Source organism: Mycobacterium hackensackense (assembly GCF_025822555.1).
In the GTDB taxonomy this organism is placed as follows: Bacteria; Actinomycetota; Actinomycetes; order Mycobacteriales; family Mycobacteriaceae; genus Mycobacterium; species Mycobacterium fluoranthenivorans.
The window spans coordinates 549,439-566,006 of sequence record NZ_JACKUC010000038.1; the positions used below are offsets into that span (position 1 = coordinate 549,439).

The window sequence follows — 16,568 nt, forward strand, 5'->3', positions numbered from 1 at the left end:
GGTGGACCGTGTTCGCACGTTCTACCACGGTGATGGCGCGCCTTGACAAGATCGACGCCGGCATCGCTCACGTCCGAGACGAGGTCATGACCGCATTGCCGGAACTGCCCGGCTGGGTCGGATTGTCTCTGATGGTCGACCGCGAGTCCGGCCGGTGCATCGTCACCACCGCCTGGGAATCCGAGGACGCGATGCGCTCCAGTTTCGAGGAGACGGCGCAGATGCGGAACCAGGCGGCCAACGAGTTCGGCGGCACCGCGTGGACGGAGAACTGGGAGATCGCCGTCCTGCACCGCACGCACAGCTCCGACAGCCGGCGGGCATGTGTGCGGGCCACCTGGGTGTCGGTGCCGTTGGATCTGATCGACGCCGGGATCGACTATTTCCGCGGCGCGGTGCTGCCGCAGGTGGAGCATCTGCCCGGGTTCTGCAGTGCCAGCCTGATGATCGACCGGGCCACCGGGCGCGGGGTCTCGTCGGTGTCGTTCAGCAGCCACGACGCCATGGTGGACAACCGCGACCAGGCCACCGCGCTGAAGATGGCGTCGATGCGCGCGGCCGGGGCGTCCGAGGTCGACGAGGCCGAGTTCGAACTGGCCGTCGCCCACCTGAGGGTGCCCGAACTGGTCTGACCGGCCCGTCAGCGGGTGCGCCGCACGATGGCGCGCAACTTGTCCAGCCGGGTGGTGATCTCGCGCTCGGCGCCGTGCGTGGTGGGCCGGTAGTAGTCGGTTCCCACCAGTTCGTCCGGTGGATACTGTTGGGCCGCAACACCACCCGGCGCGTCATGGGCGTACTTGTAGCCGACCGCATTGCCCAGCTTCGACGCCCCGGAGTAGTGCCCGTCACGCAGGTGCGGCGGCACCAGGCCGGCTTTGCCCGCCCGGATATCGCCCATCGCCTGCCCGAGCGCGGTGGTGACGGCGTTCGATTTCGGCGCGGTGGCCAGGTGCACGGTGGCGTGGGCGAGCGTCAGCTGAGCCTCGGGCAGCCCGATCAGCGCCACGGTCTGCGCCGCGGCCACCGCGGTCGGCAGGGCGGTCGGATCGGCCATCCCGACGTCCTCGCTGGCCAAGATCATCAGCCGGCGTGCGATGAACCGCGGATCCTCCCCGGCCGTCAGCATCCGGGCCAGGTAGTGCAGGGCGGCATCCACATCGGAGCCGCGCACCGATTTGATGAAGGCGCTGATGACGTCGTAATGCTGATCCCCGTCGCGGTCGTAGCGCACCGCGGCCTGGTCCAGCGACTGCTCGACCACCGCGACGGTGATCTGTTCCCCCGCCTCGGAGGCGACTTCGAGGGCGGTCAGCGCCCGGCGCGCATCGCCGGCCGACAGCTTCACCAGCAGTTCCACCGCGTCGTCGTCGATCCCGACCGCGCCGCCCAGGCCGCGCGGGTCGGCGACGGCCCGGCGGATCACGGTGCGGATATCCGCCGCGCCCAGCGGCTGCAACTGCAGGATCAGCGACCGGCTCAACAACGGCGCGACGACGGAGAACGACGGATTCTCGGTGGTGGCGGCGACCAGCAGCACCACCCGGTTCTCGACGGCCGCCAGCAGCGCGTCCTGCTGGGTCTTGGAGAACCGGTGCACCTCGTCGATGAACAACACCGTCTGCTCGCCCCTGATGAGGGCGTGGCGCGCCTTGTCGATGACGGCGCGGACCTCCTTGACGCCGGCCGACAACGCCGAGAGCGCCTCGAACCGGCGGCCGGTGGCACCGGAGATCAGGGACGCCAGCGTGGTCTTGCCGGTGCCGGGCGGCCCGTACAGGATGACCGACGCGGCACCGGAGCCCTCGACCAGGCGGCGCAGCGGTGAACCCGGTTTGAGCAGGTGCTGCTGGCCGACGACATCGTCGAGAGTGGCGGGACGCATCCGCACCGCGAGCGGGCTGGCGGCCGACGGCGCGTCGATGCCGGCCGAGGACGACTGCTCCCCACCCGGTACGTCGAACAGGCTGTCAGACACGCCTTCTGCTTACCACGCCGCACCGACCGCAGCTCAGGGCTGCACCGTGACGAAGTCGATGAGTTCCTCAACCCGGCCGATCAGTGCAGGTTCCAGGTCGTTCCAGTCCCGCACCCGGCCGCGGATGCGCTGCCAGGCCCCGGCGATATCGGCCTGCGTCGCGTGCGGCCAGCCCAGCGCCTCGCAGATCCCGTGCTTCCAGTCGGTGCCCCGGGGGATCACCGGCCACTGCTTCATGCCCAGTCGTTCTGGTTTGACGGCCTGCCAGATGTCGATGAACGGATGCCCCACCACCAGGCAGTGCTCACCATGGGGCCCACGACGCACCGCGTCCGCGATCCGCGATTCCTTGGATCCCTGCACCAGGTGGTCGACCAACACCCCGAGCTTGCGGCCGGGCCCGGGCCGGAACTCCGCCACGATCCCGGCCAGATCGTCCACACCACCCAGATACTCGACGACCACACCCTCGATCCGCAGGTCCGCGCCCCACACCTGCTCGACGAGCTCGGCATCGTGACGGCCCTCGACGTAGATCCGGCTGGCCAGCGCCACCTTGGCTTTGGCCCCGGACACCGCGACCGAGCCGGATGCCGTGCGTACCGGGGCCTTGACCACCTTCGGCACCGTCAGGATGACGGGTTTGCCCTCGACCAGGAATCCCGGGCCCATCGGAAAGGACCGGACCCGGCCGTGGCGGTCCTCCAGCTCCACCCGGTTGTTCCCGACCCGCACCACCGCGCCGACGAACCCACTGGTCGGTTCCTCGACCACCAGGCCCTTGTCCGCGGGATGTTCCACCGAACGAACCCGCTTCGGGGTGTGCGGGTTTCGGGCCAGGATGTCGGAACCGTAACGATCACTCACCCGCGCGATGCTAGGAACGGCGGGCGCCGCAGCGCCGCTGCGACATGCCCGCGTCACCGGACCGTGACCAGTGAGGCGAACCACACTTGACTTGAAGCGGTTCAAGTTCGGCAGAGTGCAGGTATGCCCATCGACCTGGCCGTCCCCGTCCTCGCCGACCTGACCATCCAACAGGTGGCCCGGCGCACCGGGTTGAGTGAGTCGGCGCTGCGTTACTACGAGCGCATCGGGCTGCTCGACCCGGTTCCCCGCGACCCGAGCAGCGGACACCGCCGGTACCCGCCGGAGCTGGTCACGGCGGTCGAATCACTGGCCTGCCTGCGCGGCACCGGGATGTCGGTGCGGGATATGCGGACCTACGTGGACAACATGCGCGGCGGCCCCGACTCGGCGGCCGACCAGCAGCGGCTGTTCGCCGCACACGCGCAGCGCCTGGGCGACGAGATCAGGCGGCTGCAGGTGCGCCGGCGCTATGTCGCGGCCAAGGCTGATATGTGGGCGGCCCGCCAATGCGGTGACAGCGACGCCGAACAACGCCTGATCCCGGAGATCATCGCGCTGGGCAACCGACTACTTGAGGAAGAGGCAACACACCATGACTGAACCCACGGCCCTGACCCTGGTCACCGGCGGATCGGGATTCCTTGCCGGACACACCATTGCGCAACTGCTCGCGGCCGGACACCGGGTGCGCACCACGGCGCGATCGGCCGCCGGTGAAGCCGAGGTGCGCGACACCCTCACCAGGGCGGGCGCGGACACCACCGAGCTGAGTTTCGCCGCGGCCGACCTCACCGAGGACACCGGCTGGGCCGAGGCGGTGGCCGGTGTCACCTACGTCCTGCACATGGCGTCGCCCTTTCCCCCGCAGCAGCCCGACGATCCCGACGATCTCATCGTGCCGGCCCGTGCAGGAACCCTGAGGGTGCTGCGCGCCGCGACGGCGGGCGGTGTCCGGCGCGTGGTGCTGACCTCATCCTTCGCCGCCGTCGGGTACAGCCCCCGACCGGCGGGATGGGTCTACGACGAATCCGACTGGACCGACCCGTCCGACGACAACAGCCCCTATGTGCTGTCGAAGACCCTCGCCGAACGGGCCGCGTGGGACTTCGTCGCGGCCACGCCGGGGGCACCCGAGCTGACGGTGATCAATCCGGTGGGCGTGTTCGGGCCGGTTCTCGGGCCGAAGCTGTCCAGCTCGGTCGGCATCATCGCCATGCTGCTGAGCGGTCGACCCTCACCGCTGCCGAGGGCGTCCTTCGCCGTGGTCGACGTCCGCGACGTGGCCGACCTGCACCTGCGGGCCATGGCCAGCCCGGTGGCGGCCGGACAGCGCTACCTGGCCAGCGCCGGTGCCGCGGTGACGCTGCCCGAGATCGCCGCGACGCTTCGCTCCCGGCTGGGTGACCGCGCGGCGCAGGTGCCCGAACTCGTCGTCGACGATGACGACTTCCGTGCCGTCGCCGCCACCCGTCCGGAGCTGGCGATCTTCGCCGGTCTGCTCGGCGAGCCGAAACAGGTGTCGCACGCCAAGGCCACCGAAATGCTGGGCTGGCAGCCACGTTCGGCGGCCGATGCGGTCACCGCCACCGCCCAGAGTCTGCTCGAGCTCAGCGCGTCGAGGCGCTGAGCTCGGCCGGCTTGGCCGAGGTCGACTCGTCGACCACGGTATGGATGAACCGCATCTTCTCCAGCACAGCCGGGGGCAGCACGAACGGATACAGATCGTCCTTGCCCATCGACCGGTTCTCCATGTTCAGCGCCCAGGCCAGCGGCAGCCACATCTCGATGATGGTGTCAAAGCCACTGGGGCCCAACATCTTACGATCGAAGGTGGCGCTGGCCGGAGCGAACCCGAACGCCGCAGAGGTGTCCAGGGTGTCGCGGATGTGCAGATAGTGGGCGAAGGTCTCGGCCCAGTCCTCGGCCGGGTGCATGGTCGCATAGGAGGACACGTAGGTCTCCTCCCAGCCCTGCGGCGCTCCGTTGTTGTAATGCCGGTTCAGCGCGGCCTGATAGTCGGCATCGGGATCGCCGAACAGCGCCTCGAACCGCGCCCGGTAGTCGGGCGACGGTCCCACCAACCGGTAGAAGTAGTAGTGCCCGATCTCGTGGCGGAAGTGCCCGAGCAGGGTGCGGTACGGCTCGGACATCTCGATACGCAACTGCTCGCGGTGCACATCGTCGCCCTCGGCCAGATCCAGGGTGATGACGCCGTTGACGTGACCGGTGAGCACCTTCTCGTGCTCACTGGAGAGCAGATCGAACGCCAGGCCGTACTGCGGGTCGACATCGCGCCCGACCACCGGCAGGTGCAACTCGTACAGTTCGACGAACAGTCGGCGTTTGGCCCGTTCCGCCCCCGCGAACGATGCCAACGCCTTTTCGTCGCCGTCACTGGGCCGGGTCCGGGTGAGCATGCACGAGGCACAGAGCTGCGGCGGCCCCGCCGTTCGGACCAGCCAGTTACATTCGGCCACATGAAGATTGGCGCACAGCTGATACTCGCTGCTGGCCACCGCGCCGGCATGCCCGCTGTGCTCGGCGGACGCGATCACCAGCAGCGCCTTGTCCTCGAGCGAAAATCCCAGCGCGGCACCGCAGGACAAACATACCGAGTTTTCGAAAGCCAGGTGCTGACCACAGTTCGGGCACGTGAAATCCCGCATGAACCCTCCCCCTAGTACGGCGCGACGTCGACCGCGACGTCTATCACGCTACTCTCCGAGTCGGTGTAGATGATGCCGCGCAACGGGGGAACATCGGCGTAATCGCGGCCGAAGCCGACGACGACGTAGCGTTCGTCGATCAATTGGTTGTTCGTGGGATCGAAGGCGAGCCACCGATCCCCCGGTGTCCACACCGAGGCCCAGGCATGGGTGGCGTCGACCCCGACCATCCGCTCCTTGCCCGGCGGCGGGTCGGTGGCCAGATAGCCCGAAACGTAGCTCGCGGCCAACCCGTTGGCGCGCAGGCAGGCGATGGCCAACCGGGCGAAATCCTGGCACACGCCCTCGCGCTCGGTGAGCACCTCGGCGACACCGGTGGACACCGTGGTGGACCCGGGCAGGTAGGTGAAATCGTGGTAGATCCGCGAAGTGAGCTCGCGCACCACCTCGATGAGCGGCCGCCCCGGCGTGAAACTCGGTGCCGCGTAAGCACGTATCTCGTCGGTGATCTCCGGCGGCACCAGATCCATGGCGAATTCGCAGGCCAACCCGACCGGGCGCGCCTGCTCCCACGGCAGCTGTAGGGCGGCATCGGTGTAATAGTCCGGCGGCGGCGCGTCGACCTCGACGACCGCGCGGCTGGTGACCGTCAACGTGCGATGGCGTTCGGTGACGTGGAAGTAGGAGCTGATATTGCCGTAGGCGTCGCGGCTGGTGGAGCTGTCGGCGGGATCCGGGTCGATGAGCAGTTCGTGGGCCAGGCAGCGCTGCCGTGACGAACTGCGCGGGATGAGGAAGCCCCGGCCGTAGGAGCTGGTCACCACGTCGGAGTACCGGTAGGTGGTGCGGTGGGTGATCTCGTAACCCCTGGAGCTCACGGTAATTCCCGCCTCTCGTCGGGTCCCCACAGCGGTTGCATACCGCCGGGCAGGGACAGATGCGACGCGGTGATGAGGTTGGACAGATCACGCAGACTGGCGTGGATCCCGTCGAGCAGCTCGGCCAGTTCGGCGCGGGTGCCATCCGTGGCGACCACCTCCAGATCCAGCGGGTCGATACGACGCAACCGGGTGGCGATCTCCTCGACCAGCCGTTCCGGGCGCGAGGCACCCGACGCGGACGGCAACCGTTTCAGGCCGGCGCGCAACCGTTCGAACTGATAGGCCAACGATCGCGGGTTCTCCCCGTCGAAGAGCACCAGTTCGGTCAGCGCGGCCAGGCTGACCTGGCCCAGCATCCGGCGCCGGTAGATGACCGACGATTCACAGGCCACCAGCGTGGATTCGGTGACCGTCTGCTCGGCGTCCCGGCTGCGCACCTCGGTGAGGGTGGCCCGCAGCAACGCGGTGAGGCCCAGGCCCCGCTCGATGCGCTTGCCGATGTCCATCATCGTCCAGCCGATGTCCTGCACCATCGACTCGGCCGCCATCCCGGAGAGCGCCAGCATGCCGGCCAGGGTCTTGCTGTGCGCGGCGGCCAGGTAGGCGTCACCGTCGGTCTGCGATTCGGGCGGGGTGGCGGCCCGGTGTCCCACGGCGCGCTCCACCGAGGCCAGCACCATCCAGGTGTCGTTGGACATCTGGTCGCGCACACCGCGGGCGGCCAGGCCCAGACGTTCCACCGCCTGCGCCAACGACCCGGAGCGCCGCCGGTCGGCGGTCACCGCCCACAGCGTGCTGGGCGCGATGGCGATCATCTCGTGATCGTCACTGCCCGCGCCGATATTGGTACCGGTGATGGAACCGATCGCGGACAGCAGCACCGGCACACACTGGCTGCCGTCCATGTCCTGGCGGTAGCGGTATTCGTGATACCGCTCGCGCGTGACCGTCAGCAGACGCGCCATGTTCTCGGCGCGCTCGGCGTAGCGACCCATCCAGAACAGATCCGACAGCACGCGCGGCGAACTCACCGCGCGGGTCGGGCTCGGTGTCATCACCGGCAGCTCGATCGACGGCGCCGGCACCGCCCTGACCCGGTCCGGGGTGCGCACCCAGATGTCCTTGGCGGCCACGGTGTTCATCGTGTACGCCGAACTTCCCTGCGCCGGAAGGAATCCCAGTCCGCCGATCATCGGCGCGTAGCCGCCGCGCTGGGCCACGGTGAACAGCCGCATACCCACACTGGCCGCGGACAGCCCACCCTTGTAGTAATCGGTGGGCGCGGAGGAGAACTCGGGCAGTTCCTGTGCCACCCATCGCCACGGCGTCGCGGCGATCCGGTCAGCGAGCTCGTCGCGACGAGCCGGCGGCAGCGTCGGGCCCACGATGGTGCGACCGCCGTCGACCGGTTTGATCAGCAGCGTGGCCAGGTTCGCCCGGATGTGTGAGAGCTCGTTGGCATAGCCGGCCCAATACACCCCACCGCTGTGCAACTGGGGTACCTCGCCGACCAGCAGTTCGGCCAGCTCGGGCAGAAAGCGAAGCAGCGCAGGGCTTTCCAGGACACCGCTGCCCAGTGTGTTGACCACCGTCACGGCCCCGCGGCGCAGCACCTCGACGAGGCCGACCACCCCGAGCCGCGAGTCGGCACGCAGGTCGAGTGGGTCGACGTACTCGGCGTCGACCCGGCGCAACACCACGTCGACCCGTTTGAGCGTGCCCAGTGAACGCATCCACAACCGGCCGTCGCGCACCACCAGGTCGGCACTCTCGACCAGCGGGAAACCGAGCACGGTGGCCAGGTACGCCTGGTCGAAGGCGGTCTCGGAATGCGCACCCGGACTGAGCACCACCACGACCGGTTCCTCGGCGGTCTCAGGCGCCGCGTCGATCAATGCCAGTCGCAACGCCTGCGCCCAGGGCGATGCGGGGCGCGGACCGACCCGCTCGTACAGATCGGGAACGGCGTGCGCGATGACGCGCCGCCCGGCCATCGCGTATCCGGCGCCCGAGGGCGCCTGGGTCCAGTCGGCGTTCACCCGGAAGCTGCCGTCGGCGGCGCGGCTGACATCACAGCCGTGCAGGAACAACTGGTGGCGGCCCGGCACCTCGATACCGTGTGCCGCACGCACATAGCCCGGGTGGGCGAACAGCAACTGGGGCGGCAGCACGCCGCTGGTGATGGACCGGCGTTCGCCGTACAGATCGGTCAGTACGGCGTCCAGCAGCCGGGAGCGCTGCACCAGGCCCGCCTCCAGCACGTTCCAGTCCGCGGCCGACACCAGCAGGGGCAGCGCGTCCAGGTGCCACGGCACCGAGACGCCGTCACTCGCCGGCGAGGACGGATCCACGTGCACGTAGGTGATGCCGTCGTCGTCGACCAGCCCGCGGACGATACCGCGCAGCTGATCCAGACCGTCGCGACCGCGCTCGCCGACGCACTCGGCCAGTTCACGCCAGGTGGGCCGAACGCCGCCCGCGGGGTCGACGAACTCGTCGTATCCGCTGCCCGCCATGCCCCGGACATCGAACAACGCCTGCTGGGCGCGGGCAGCGCGGTACCCCACCAGCACATCGTCGGTCGAAGCCGAGGTGGTGCCGGACACACCGATATTCGGCTCCGGTGAGCCGTTTGCGCGAAGGACCATTACCGCAGAACGGTACGCACCCGGCGCAAGTCAAGAATCCCCGGCGCACCCATATCGGTGGACTGGCGCGCCTGCTTCTCCCGGAGATCGGACAGATCCAGCCGGCCCGGAGTGAATCCGGCCACCTCGAACCGGCGTCCGCGGCGCGATTCGGCCTCGACGGCGTTCACCGGTGGGCTGTCGTAGGCGCGGCCGCCGGGATGGGCCACGTGGTAGGTGCAGCCACCCTTCGACGAACCGGTGAGGGTGTCGATGAGCTCGAAGCGCAGCGGCCCGTCGACGGTGATGGTGGGGTGCAGCGCGCTGGGCGGCTGCCAGGCGCGGAAGCGCACACCGCCGACCTGGACGTCGGCCTTGTCGGTGGCCAGCAACGGGATCGGCTGGTCGTTGACGGTGACGATGTACCGGTGCCGGTCCGCGCCGATCAGGCGCACCTGCACGCGCTCCACCGACGAGTCGACATAACGTGCGGTGCCCCCGGCGGTGGACTCCTCCCCCAGCACGTTCCACGGCTCGATGGCGCCCCGCAGTTCGATCTCGACGCCGTCGAACACCGCGGTGCCGATCCGCGGGAAGCGGAACTCGGTGAACGGGTCCAGCCAGCTGGTGTCGAAGTCGACCCCGTGCGCACGCAGATCACCGGCGACATCGGCGATATCCTGAATCAGGAAGTGCGGCAACAGGTATCGGCCGTGCAGATTCTCCCCGTGCCGGATCAACGGGGCGCGCAGCGGCTCATCCCAGAACCACGCCACCAACGAGCGCACCAGCAGCGACTGCACCATGGCCATCTGGTGGTGCGGTGGCATCTCGAACCCGCGCAGCTCCAGCAGGCCGAGCCGGCCACGCGGGCTGTCGGGGCTGTAGAGCTTGTCGATGCAGAACTCGGCCCGGTGCGTGTTGCCGGTGATATCGGTGAGCAGATGCCGCAGCGCGCGGTCGGTCACCCACGGTTTGGCGGCACCGATCTCGGCCAGCCGGGCGATCTCGGCGAACGCGATCTCCAATTCGTACAGGGATTCCGAGCGGCCCTCGTCGACCCGCGGCGCCTGCGAGGTGGTGCCGATGAAGCGACCCGCGAACAGGTAGGACAACGAGGGGTGGCGCTGCCAGTAGGTCAACAGCGACACCAGCAGATCGGGACGGCGCAGCAGCGGCGAGTCCGCCGGGGTGATGCCGCCCAGGGTGATGTGGTTGCCACCGCCGGTGCCGCCGTGGGTGCCGTCCACGTCGAACGACTCGGTGGAAAGGCGCGCCAGCCGGGCTTCTTCGTACAACGTCTCCAGCTGCGCTCGCTGGTCGGCGAAGCTGGCCGTGGGCGCCACGTTGACCTCGATGACACCCGGGTCGGGGGTGACCGTCATGGACGTCAGCCGGCCGTCGTGGGGTGGCCCGTACCCCTCGATGACCACGGGGCATGCGATCGCCGCCGCCGCGGCTTCCACCCGTGACACCAGGTCGAGGAAGTCCTCCAGGGTGTCGGTGGGCGGCAGGAAGACGTAGAGGAAACCGTCCCGGATCTCGGCCACCAGTGCGGTGGGGGGTGCATCCTCGGTCGGCTCGACGGATGCCTCGGCCTGCTGGGCTGGGCCCCGTAGCAGGGTGCCGTCCTGGGTCAGCGGGTCGGCCTCGAAGGTCCGTCGCGGCGCATGCCAGCTGATGGCGTTCAGCGGCAGGCGCAGACCGGCCGGTGAATCCCCCTCGAGCAGGACGATGCGGCCGCGCCGCAGCTGCCAGTCCGCACTGGCCCAGCCCGAGTCGTCGTCGCGGCGGTGCAGCGGCAGCACGTGCGCGGCGGGTTCGACGACGGATTCGTCGAGGCGGGCCAGCAACGCGGCGCGGGACGCCGCATCGTCGGCACTCAGGTCGTCGGCCGTGTCGACCGGGTCACCGGCGGGCAGCCGCACCGCACCCGCCAACCGGCTCAGCGCATCCTCGAAGGCCGGCCGGACCTGGCTGGCCGGCAGCGTCAGCCCGTCGGCGACCGCTCCCAGCAGTGCGGCGTCGGCCCCGTCGGGGGCCGGCTCGGGATTGGTCTGGCCCCAGGGGTCGGCGAGCAGCGACGGGTCGCTCCACAGCGGCGCACCGTCGACCCGCCAGAACAACCCGATCTGCCAGCGCGGCAACGGTTCTCCCGGATACCACTTGCCCTGGCTGCGCTGCACCAGTCCCTGCGGTGCCCACACCTTCTTCAGCCGGGCAGCCAGCGCCGAGGCCCGCTGGCGTTTGTGCGGGCCGTCGGCCTCGGTGGTCCATTCGGGATCGGTCTGGTTGTCGATGGAGACGAAGGTCGGTTCGCCGCCCACGGTCAGGCGGACATCGCCCGCCGACAGCCGGGCGTCCACCTTCTCCCCCAGATCGATGATCGAGGCCCAGGCGGCCGGGGTGTAGGGCAGCGTGACGCGCGGATCCTCGTGCACCCGGGTGACGACGTTGGAGAATTCCAGCGTGGTCTCGCACTTTCCGGTCGAGCCGGTGATCGGCGCGGCGGACTCCGGGTGCGGCGTGGCCGACAGCGGGATGTGACCTTCCCCGGCGAACAGACCCGAGGTGGGATCCAGGCCGATCCACCCGGCGCCGGGCACGTACACCTCGGTCCAGGCGTGCAGATCGGTGAAGTCGGCGGCCGGGCCGGACGGACCGTCGAGCGCCTCGACATCGGAGGTCAGCTGCACCAGGTAGCCGGAGACGAACCGCGCGGCGTAGCCCAACTGGCGCAGGATCGACACCAGCAGCCACGCCGAATCGCGGCAGGAACCGATCGCGGTGCGCAGCGTGTGGTCCGGGGTCTGCACACCCGGCTCCATCCGGACGCTGTAGCCGACGTCGGCGTTCACGGCGCGGTTGAGCGCCACCAGAAAATCGATGGTGCGCGTGCCGTCGGGGACGTGGAAGTTCTTCACCCAGGCTGCGACCAGCTCACCGGGGCCGGTGCCGGCACCGGCCTCGTCGACCGGGCGCAGGTAGGGCTTGAGATCCTCGGCCAGCGCCCGCGGGTAGGTGAACGGGACCGTTTCGGCCCATTCCTCGATGAAGAAGTCGAAGGGGTTGATCACCTTCAGGTCGGCGATCAGACCGACGGTGATGGTGAGGCTGCTGGCCCGGTTCGGGAACACCAGCCTGGCCAGGAAGTTGCCGAAGGCGTCCTGCTGCCAGTTGATGAAGTGGTCGGCCGGCTCGACCTGTAACGAGTAGGCCTCGATCGGGGTGCGGGAGTGCGGGGCGGGGCGCAGCCGCACCACATGCGGATACAACTCCACGAGTCTGTCGAACGTGTAGCTGGTGCGGTGCTCCAGCGCCACCTTGATTCCCATGACGGGAATCCCACCACACCACAGGGGCCCGCGCAGCACGGTTACGCGTCGTGCAGCCTCCGGTGTGCTGCCAGCACCACGACGCCGGCCGCCACGATGCCGATCAGATTGACCATCAGCTGCAAGACCGAGTACGCCGCGATGTCCCAATCGCCGACGGTGGCAGCAACCACCGCGAAGCCCGCGGCGGGCACCGTGGTGACCGAGATGAAAACCCCTACCAGGGCAGCCGATTTGGCAGACACCAGCGACAGCATTCCGGCAGCTCCAGCCAGCAGCGCCACCACGAAGGAGAACGGGCCCACCTGGAAGATGAAGTCGACCTGCTCGAGGTTCCGGGTGCTGGTCAGTGCCACCCAGCCGAGCGCCTCGAAACCGAGGGTGGCGACACCCGTCAGGACCATCGCCAGCGGAAAGCCGATCAACAGCGCCGCGGCCGCCCGCCGCGCCAGGGCTGCGCGGCGCCGCACCAGCGCCACCGCCAACGCGGCCAGCGGACCGAATTCCGGACCCACCACCATGGCGCCGACGACCGTGACCGCCGAATCTGTCAGCACACCCACCGCGGCCAGCAAGCAGGCGATGCACAGAAAAGCGAGGAAGGTCACCGACAGACTGGACTCCTCGCGGGTGCGCGCCAGCAACTCGTCCCACAACACCGCGTCGGCCCCGTCGCCCTCGGCCTCGTCGTCGGCCCTGAACCCGGCCTTGGACAGCACCGTGCCGAGGGCCTCCAGGGTGATGGCGCCGTCGTCGGTCAAACCGAGCGCCTTGAGCCGGCCGACCATCCTGTCGGCCGACTCCCGCGCCACGTCGACGGCGACGAGGTCGCCGGCCGGTTCGACGGCGGCACCGCGGTGCACGACGACATGCGCGACGCCCGGAGTGTGCCGGCAGAGCTCAAGCACCGACTCGGTCAGTTCCGCCGGCGCGATCACCCGTATCTGCAGCACGCCTGAAGGCTATCCGGCGCCCACCGGCGCTACTCCACGTCGGCGCTCAGACCCAAGTCCGTCAGCGCCTGCCGCACCGATTCCACGAGTGCCGCTTTGGTATTCGCAGCGCCGGGCTCCCACGCCACCACGGACAGGCACACCTTGCCCGCCACGTTGCCCGAGGCGAGCATCATGCGGCCGCCCATCCGGTCCAGATCGGCCTCGGTCAGACCGGGCTCGGCCAACCGCGAGGTGAAGAAGTCCGCCTCCGAGCCGTCCGGACGGTTGACCTCCTTGGGCAGGTCGGCCATGTTCGACACCCCGATGGGCTTACCGACCTTGAGCGCCACCATCTCCAGGCGGCGCAGCAGGAATTTCGGGGTGTAGGGCACCAGCGGCAGGGGCGCCAGCAACAACTCCCGCTTCCCCGCCAACTGGGTGAGTTCGGTCTTGATCCCGCGCCGCACCTCCCCGAGATCGGAGGTGACCGCCGCGGCGCCGGTGTGGACGGTGATCGAGTTGAGGGCGTTTCCCCGGGTGTCCCCCTCGACCCGCTCGCTGACCGGTAACGACAGCATCGCCTGCCCGTCGGCGCCGACGCGCCCCATCAGCACCCCGACCCGGATACCCAGACCGGTCAGCAACACGTTGCTGGTGCCGCCCAGCGCTTTGGCCCGCTCGTCCCAGGCGGTCTGGTCGACCGCCGCCGCCACCATGGGCAGCCCGACCGGGCGGTCCGACCGCCGGGCCCGCACCGTCGGCGTCGAACGCGCCGAGGCCGACAGCTCACCCGACTGCTCGCGGGCCAGCCGAGCGGCGCCGGCCAGGGCGCCGGGAACCTCCCGGAGCGCGCGACACGCGGTGCGCAGGTCGGCACCGAACGCCTGCCGCCGCGTCCGCGCGCCCGGCGCCGGATAGTTCAGGTTCCGGCCGGTGCCCGAGACCGCGCCGACGATCGAGTCGATCAGCGCACCGGCGTCGGCCACGGTGTGCGACACCACCAGCGTGACGACCGCGCCGCCCCCGATCAGCGGTTGCACCCCGAGATGCCAGGGCGGCCCGTGTTCGGGGTCGACGGGCACGTTCACCCGTTCCTCGACGTAGTCCCAGACCTCGTCGCGGCTGCGCTCGACGGTTGCGATGTCGAGGCTCTCCGGGTTGTCCGACCGGACCCAGTGGTGCCTGCCGAACGGGACCACCGACCGCTCCAGCCGACGGCCCAGCAAACCGTCGTGCAGGTTGGCGTGGAAGGTCCGCAGACCGGCCAGGTCGACACTGCGGTCGTAGATCCAGACGTATTGGATGACCGGGGCGCGCCCCAGCGCCCGCAGGGCGAGATAGGAGCCCTGGTCCATATAGGCCAGCGTATTGTCAGGCGGGAGCGTCATACCGGTGTGGGGGCCTTTCTCGCCGTGGCTGATCGATCGGCACGCGGCTGGGCCCCCCTGGCTCACGTGATCTCGAATTCCGCGAGGAGCATATGACATCCCGGTGGATGGCGTGAGCGTTTGCTATGTGCGGCTTGTGCCCCTTCTGGCCAGCCGCATACCGAGTTCGGCCGGCGGCACCGGGTGGCCCTGCGCGCACCGGACCTCCACTCCCGCGTCGGACCCGCAGTCCAGGTGGGTGAGCCGCAGGCCGCTGTCCTTGAGGTGTTTTCGACCCCACTCGAACATCGCCCACACCACGGGCATCAGGTCGGTGCCCGCCTCGGTGAGCACGTACTCGTCCCGGCTGCGCTGCCCCGGTTCCCGGTAGGGCTGCTTGGTCAGCAGCCCGGCGTCGACCAGTTCGGACAGCCGCGCCGACGCGGCGGCCTTGGTGATCCCGACCCGGCGGGCGAAGTCGTCGAACCGGGTCGTGCCGTAGAAGGCCTCACGCATGATCAACATCGCCGACTTGGTGCCGATCAGCCCCATCGCCTTCTCGATGGGGCAATGCCCCGCCGCCGACCAGGCATCGCGGTCCGCGAGCACTCCCTGCAGAACTGTCATGCACATCACTCTACCGCTGGGTTGATGTAGATATACCCAGGTGTTACATCTGAGTATAGAAAGCAATACTCAGTGGCGAGGAGAGCGAACATGTCCGGATACTCAGGTCGCGATGCGGTGATCGTCGGTGCGGTACGCACCCCGATCGGCAAGGGCAAGGCCAACGGCGCCTTGCACGGCGTGCTGCCGGCCGATCTGCTGGCGCACAGCCTGCGCGAGCTGATCGCCCGCACCGGCGTCGACCCGGCTCAGGTCGACGATGTCATCGCCGGCGCGGTCACCCAGGTCGGCGACCAGGCGGTGAACATCGCCCGTAACGCCCTGCTGGGCGCGGGGTTCCCGGAGACGGTGCCCGGTACCACGGTGGACCGCCAGTGCGGCAGCAGCCAGCAGGCCATCAGCTTCGCCGCCCAGGGCGTGCTGGCCGGCGCCTACGACATCGTCATCGCCGCGGGTGTGGAGTCCATGTCGCGGGTGCCGATGGGCTCGTCGGTGCTGCCCGGAAGCGACCCCTTCGGCCTCGATATGGCGGCCCGCTACCCGGACGGCCTTGTCCCGCAGGGCATCAGCGCGGAGCTGATCGCGGCGAAGTGGCAGCTCTCGCGCGCCCAGCTGGACGAGTTCTCGGCGGGCAGCCATGAGAAGGCGGCGGCCGCGACGAAGGCCGGCCTGTTCGACAACGAGCTGGCCCCACTCGCCGGGCTGAGCACCGACGAGATCGTCCGGCCGGGCACCACCGTGGAAACCCTGGCCGGTCTGCGGCCCGCGTTCTACAACGAGGCGTACGCCGCGCGCTTCCCGCAGATCGCCTGGGAGATCACCCCCGGCAACTCGTCACCGCTGTCCGACGGCAGTGCCGCGGTGATGATCACCAGCGGTGCGACCGCCGCGCGGCTGGGGTTGACACCGCTGGCCCGGATCCACACCACCACCGTCGTGGGTTCCGATCCGCTGTACATGCTGACCGGCGTCATCCCGGCCACCGAGAAGGTGCTGCGCAAGGCAGGACTGGCGCTGTCGGACATCGACCTGTTCGAGGTGAACGAGGCGTTCGCGCCGGTCGTGCTGAGCTGGGCTTCGGAGGTCGGTGCCGACCTGGCCAAGGTGAACGTCAACGGCGGCGCCATCGCCCTCGGGCACCCGCTGGGCGCCAGTGGCGCGCGGATCATGACCACCCTGGTCAATGCCCTGCAGCAACGCGGCGGCCGCTACGGGCTGCAGACGATGTGCGAGGGTGGGGGCATGGCCAACGCCACCATCATCGAACGGCTCTAGTACTCGGCCG

13 protein-coding genes are annotated in these 16,568 nt (G+C 69.4%); 4 read left to right on the forward strand and 9 right to left on the reverse strand.

Annotated elements, in window-relative coordinates; translation table 11 throughout:
- Positions 1 to 8: 8 nt before the first annotated feature.
- On the forward strand, positions 9 to 632 hold the full coding sequence (locus tag H7J86_RS31285) for a hypothetical protein (RefSeq protein ID WP_267295682.1): 624 nt from the start codon (positions 9 to 11) through the stop codon (positions 630 to 632).
- A gap of 8 nt (positions 633 to 640) precedes the next feature.
- On the opposite strand, the gene H7J86_RS31290 is transcribed toward H7J86_RS31285, so the two are convergent.
- Both H7J86_RS31290 and H7J86_RS31295 read right to left on the reverse strand, forming a co-directional pair.
- Positions 641 to 1,975, reverse strand: a complete 1,335-nt coding sequence (locus H7J86_RS31290; RefSeq protein ID WP_090364443.1) for a replication-associated recombination protein A — start codon at positions 1,973 to 1,975, stop codon at positions 641 to 643.
- Positions 1,976 to 2,008: 33 nt separating this feature from the next.
- Positions 2,009 to 2,842 (reverse strand): DUF3097 domain-containing protein, encoded by an 834-nt coding sequence (locus tag H7J86_RS31295; protein WP_267295684.1) that lies wholly within the window; start codon positions 2,840 to 2,842, stop codon positions 2,009 to 2,011.
- A gap of 123 nt (positions 2,843 to 2,965) precedes the next feature.
- On the opposite strand from H7J86_RS31295, the gene H7J86_RS31300 reads away from it, so the two are divergent.
- Both H7J86_RS31300 and H7J86_RS31305 read left to right on the forward strand, forming a co-directional pair.
- Entirely contained in the window at positions 2,966 to 3,445 is a 480-nt protein-coding gene (locus H7J86_RS31300; protein WP_267295686.1) for a MerR family transcriptional regulator, read from the forward strand.
- Positions 3,438 to 4,472, forward strand: coding sequence for an NAD-dependent epimerase/dehydratase family protein (locus H7J86_RS31305; RefSeq protein WP_267295688.1), 1,035 nt, complete (start codon positions 3,438 to 3,440; stop codon positions 4,470 to 4,472). The genes H7J86_RS31300 and H7J86_RS31305 overlap by 8 nt, the downstream gene beginning before the upstream one ends.
- Here the strand turns inward: H7J86_RS31305 and H7J86_RS31310 are convergent.
- The 7 genes from H7J86_RS31310 to H7J86_RS31340 form a co-directional block, all read right to left on the reverse strand.
- Entirely contained in the window at positions 4,453 to 5,511 is a 1,059-nt protein-coding gene (locus H7J86_RS31310) for a zinc-binding metallopeptidase family protein (RefSeq protein WP_090364436.1), read from the reverse strand. The two genes, H7J86_RS31305 and H7J86_RS31310, sit on opposite strands and share 20 nt — an antisense overlap.
- Before the next feature lie 11 nt (positions 5,512 to 5,522).
- Positions 5,523 to 6,419 (reverse strand): transglutaminase family protein, encoded by an 897-nt coding sequence (locus H7J86_RS31315; RefSeq protein WP_090364434.1) that lies wholly within the window; start codon positions 6,417 to 6,419, stop codon positions 5,523 to 5,525.
- Positions 6,386 to 9,040: a circularly permuted type 2 ATP-grasp protein gene (locus H7J86_RS31320; protein WP_187095324.1), complete on the reverse strand. Its 2,655-nt coding sequence runs from the start codon at positions 9,038 to 9,040 to the stop codon at positions 6,386 to 6,388. Before H7J86_RS31320 ends, H7J86_RS31315 begins: the two co-directional genes overlap by 34 nt.
- The gene (locus tag H7J86_RS31325) at positions 9,040 to 12,354 is read right to left on the reverse strand and encodes a transglutaminase family protein (RefSeq protein ID WP_267295690.1); all 3,315 of its coding nucleotides are present in this window, start codon (positions 12,352 to 12,354) and stop codon (positions 9,040 to 9,042) included. Before H7J86_RS31325 ends, H7J86_RS31320 begins: the two co-directional genes overlap by 1 nt.
- 41 nt (positions 12,355 to 12,395) lie before the next feature.
- Positions 12,396 to 13,307, reverse strand: a complete 912-nt coding sequence (locus tag H7J86_RS31330; protein WP_090364430.1) for a DUF389 domain-containing protein — start codon at positions 13,305 to 13,307, stop codon at positions 12,396 to 12,398.
- A gap of 29 nt (positions 13,308 to 13,336) precedes the next feature.
- A complete protein-coding gene (locus tag H7J86_RS31335) occupies positions 13,337 to 14,677 on the reverse strand; it encodes a hypothetical protein (protein WP_267295692.1) in 1,341 nt (446 codons plus the stop codon).
- A 123-nt stretch (positions 14,678 to 14,800) separates the two neighbouring features.
- Complete coding sequence (locus H7J86_RS31340) at positions 14,801 to 15,283, reverse strand: winged helix-turn-helix transcriptional regulator (protein WP_267295694.1); 483 nt, start codon at positions 15,281 to 15,283, stop codon at positions 14,801 to 14,803.
- Between the two features lie 90 nt (positions 15,284 to 15,373).
- On the opposite strand from H7J86_RS31340, the gene H7J86_RS31345 reads away from it, so the two are divergent.
- Positions 15,374 to 16,558, forward strand: coding sequence for a thiolase family protein (locus H7J86_RS31345; protein ID WP_267295696.1), 1,185 nt, complete (start codon positions 15,374 to 15,376; stop codon positions 16,556 to 16,558).
- The last annotated feature ends 10 nt before the right edge of the window (positions 16,559 to 16,568 follow it).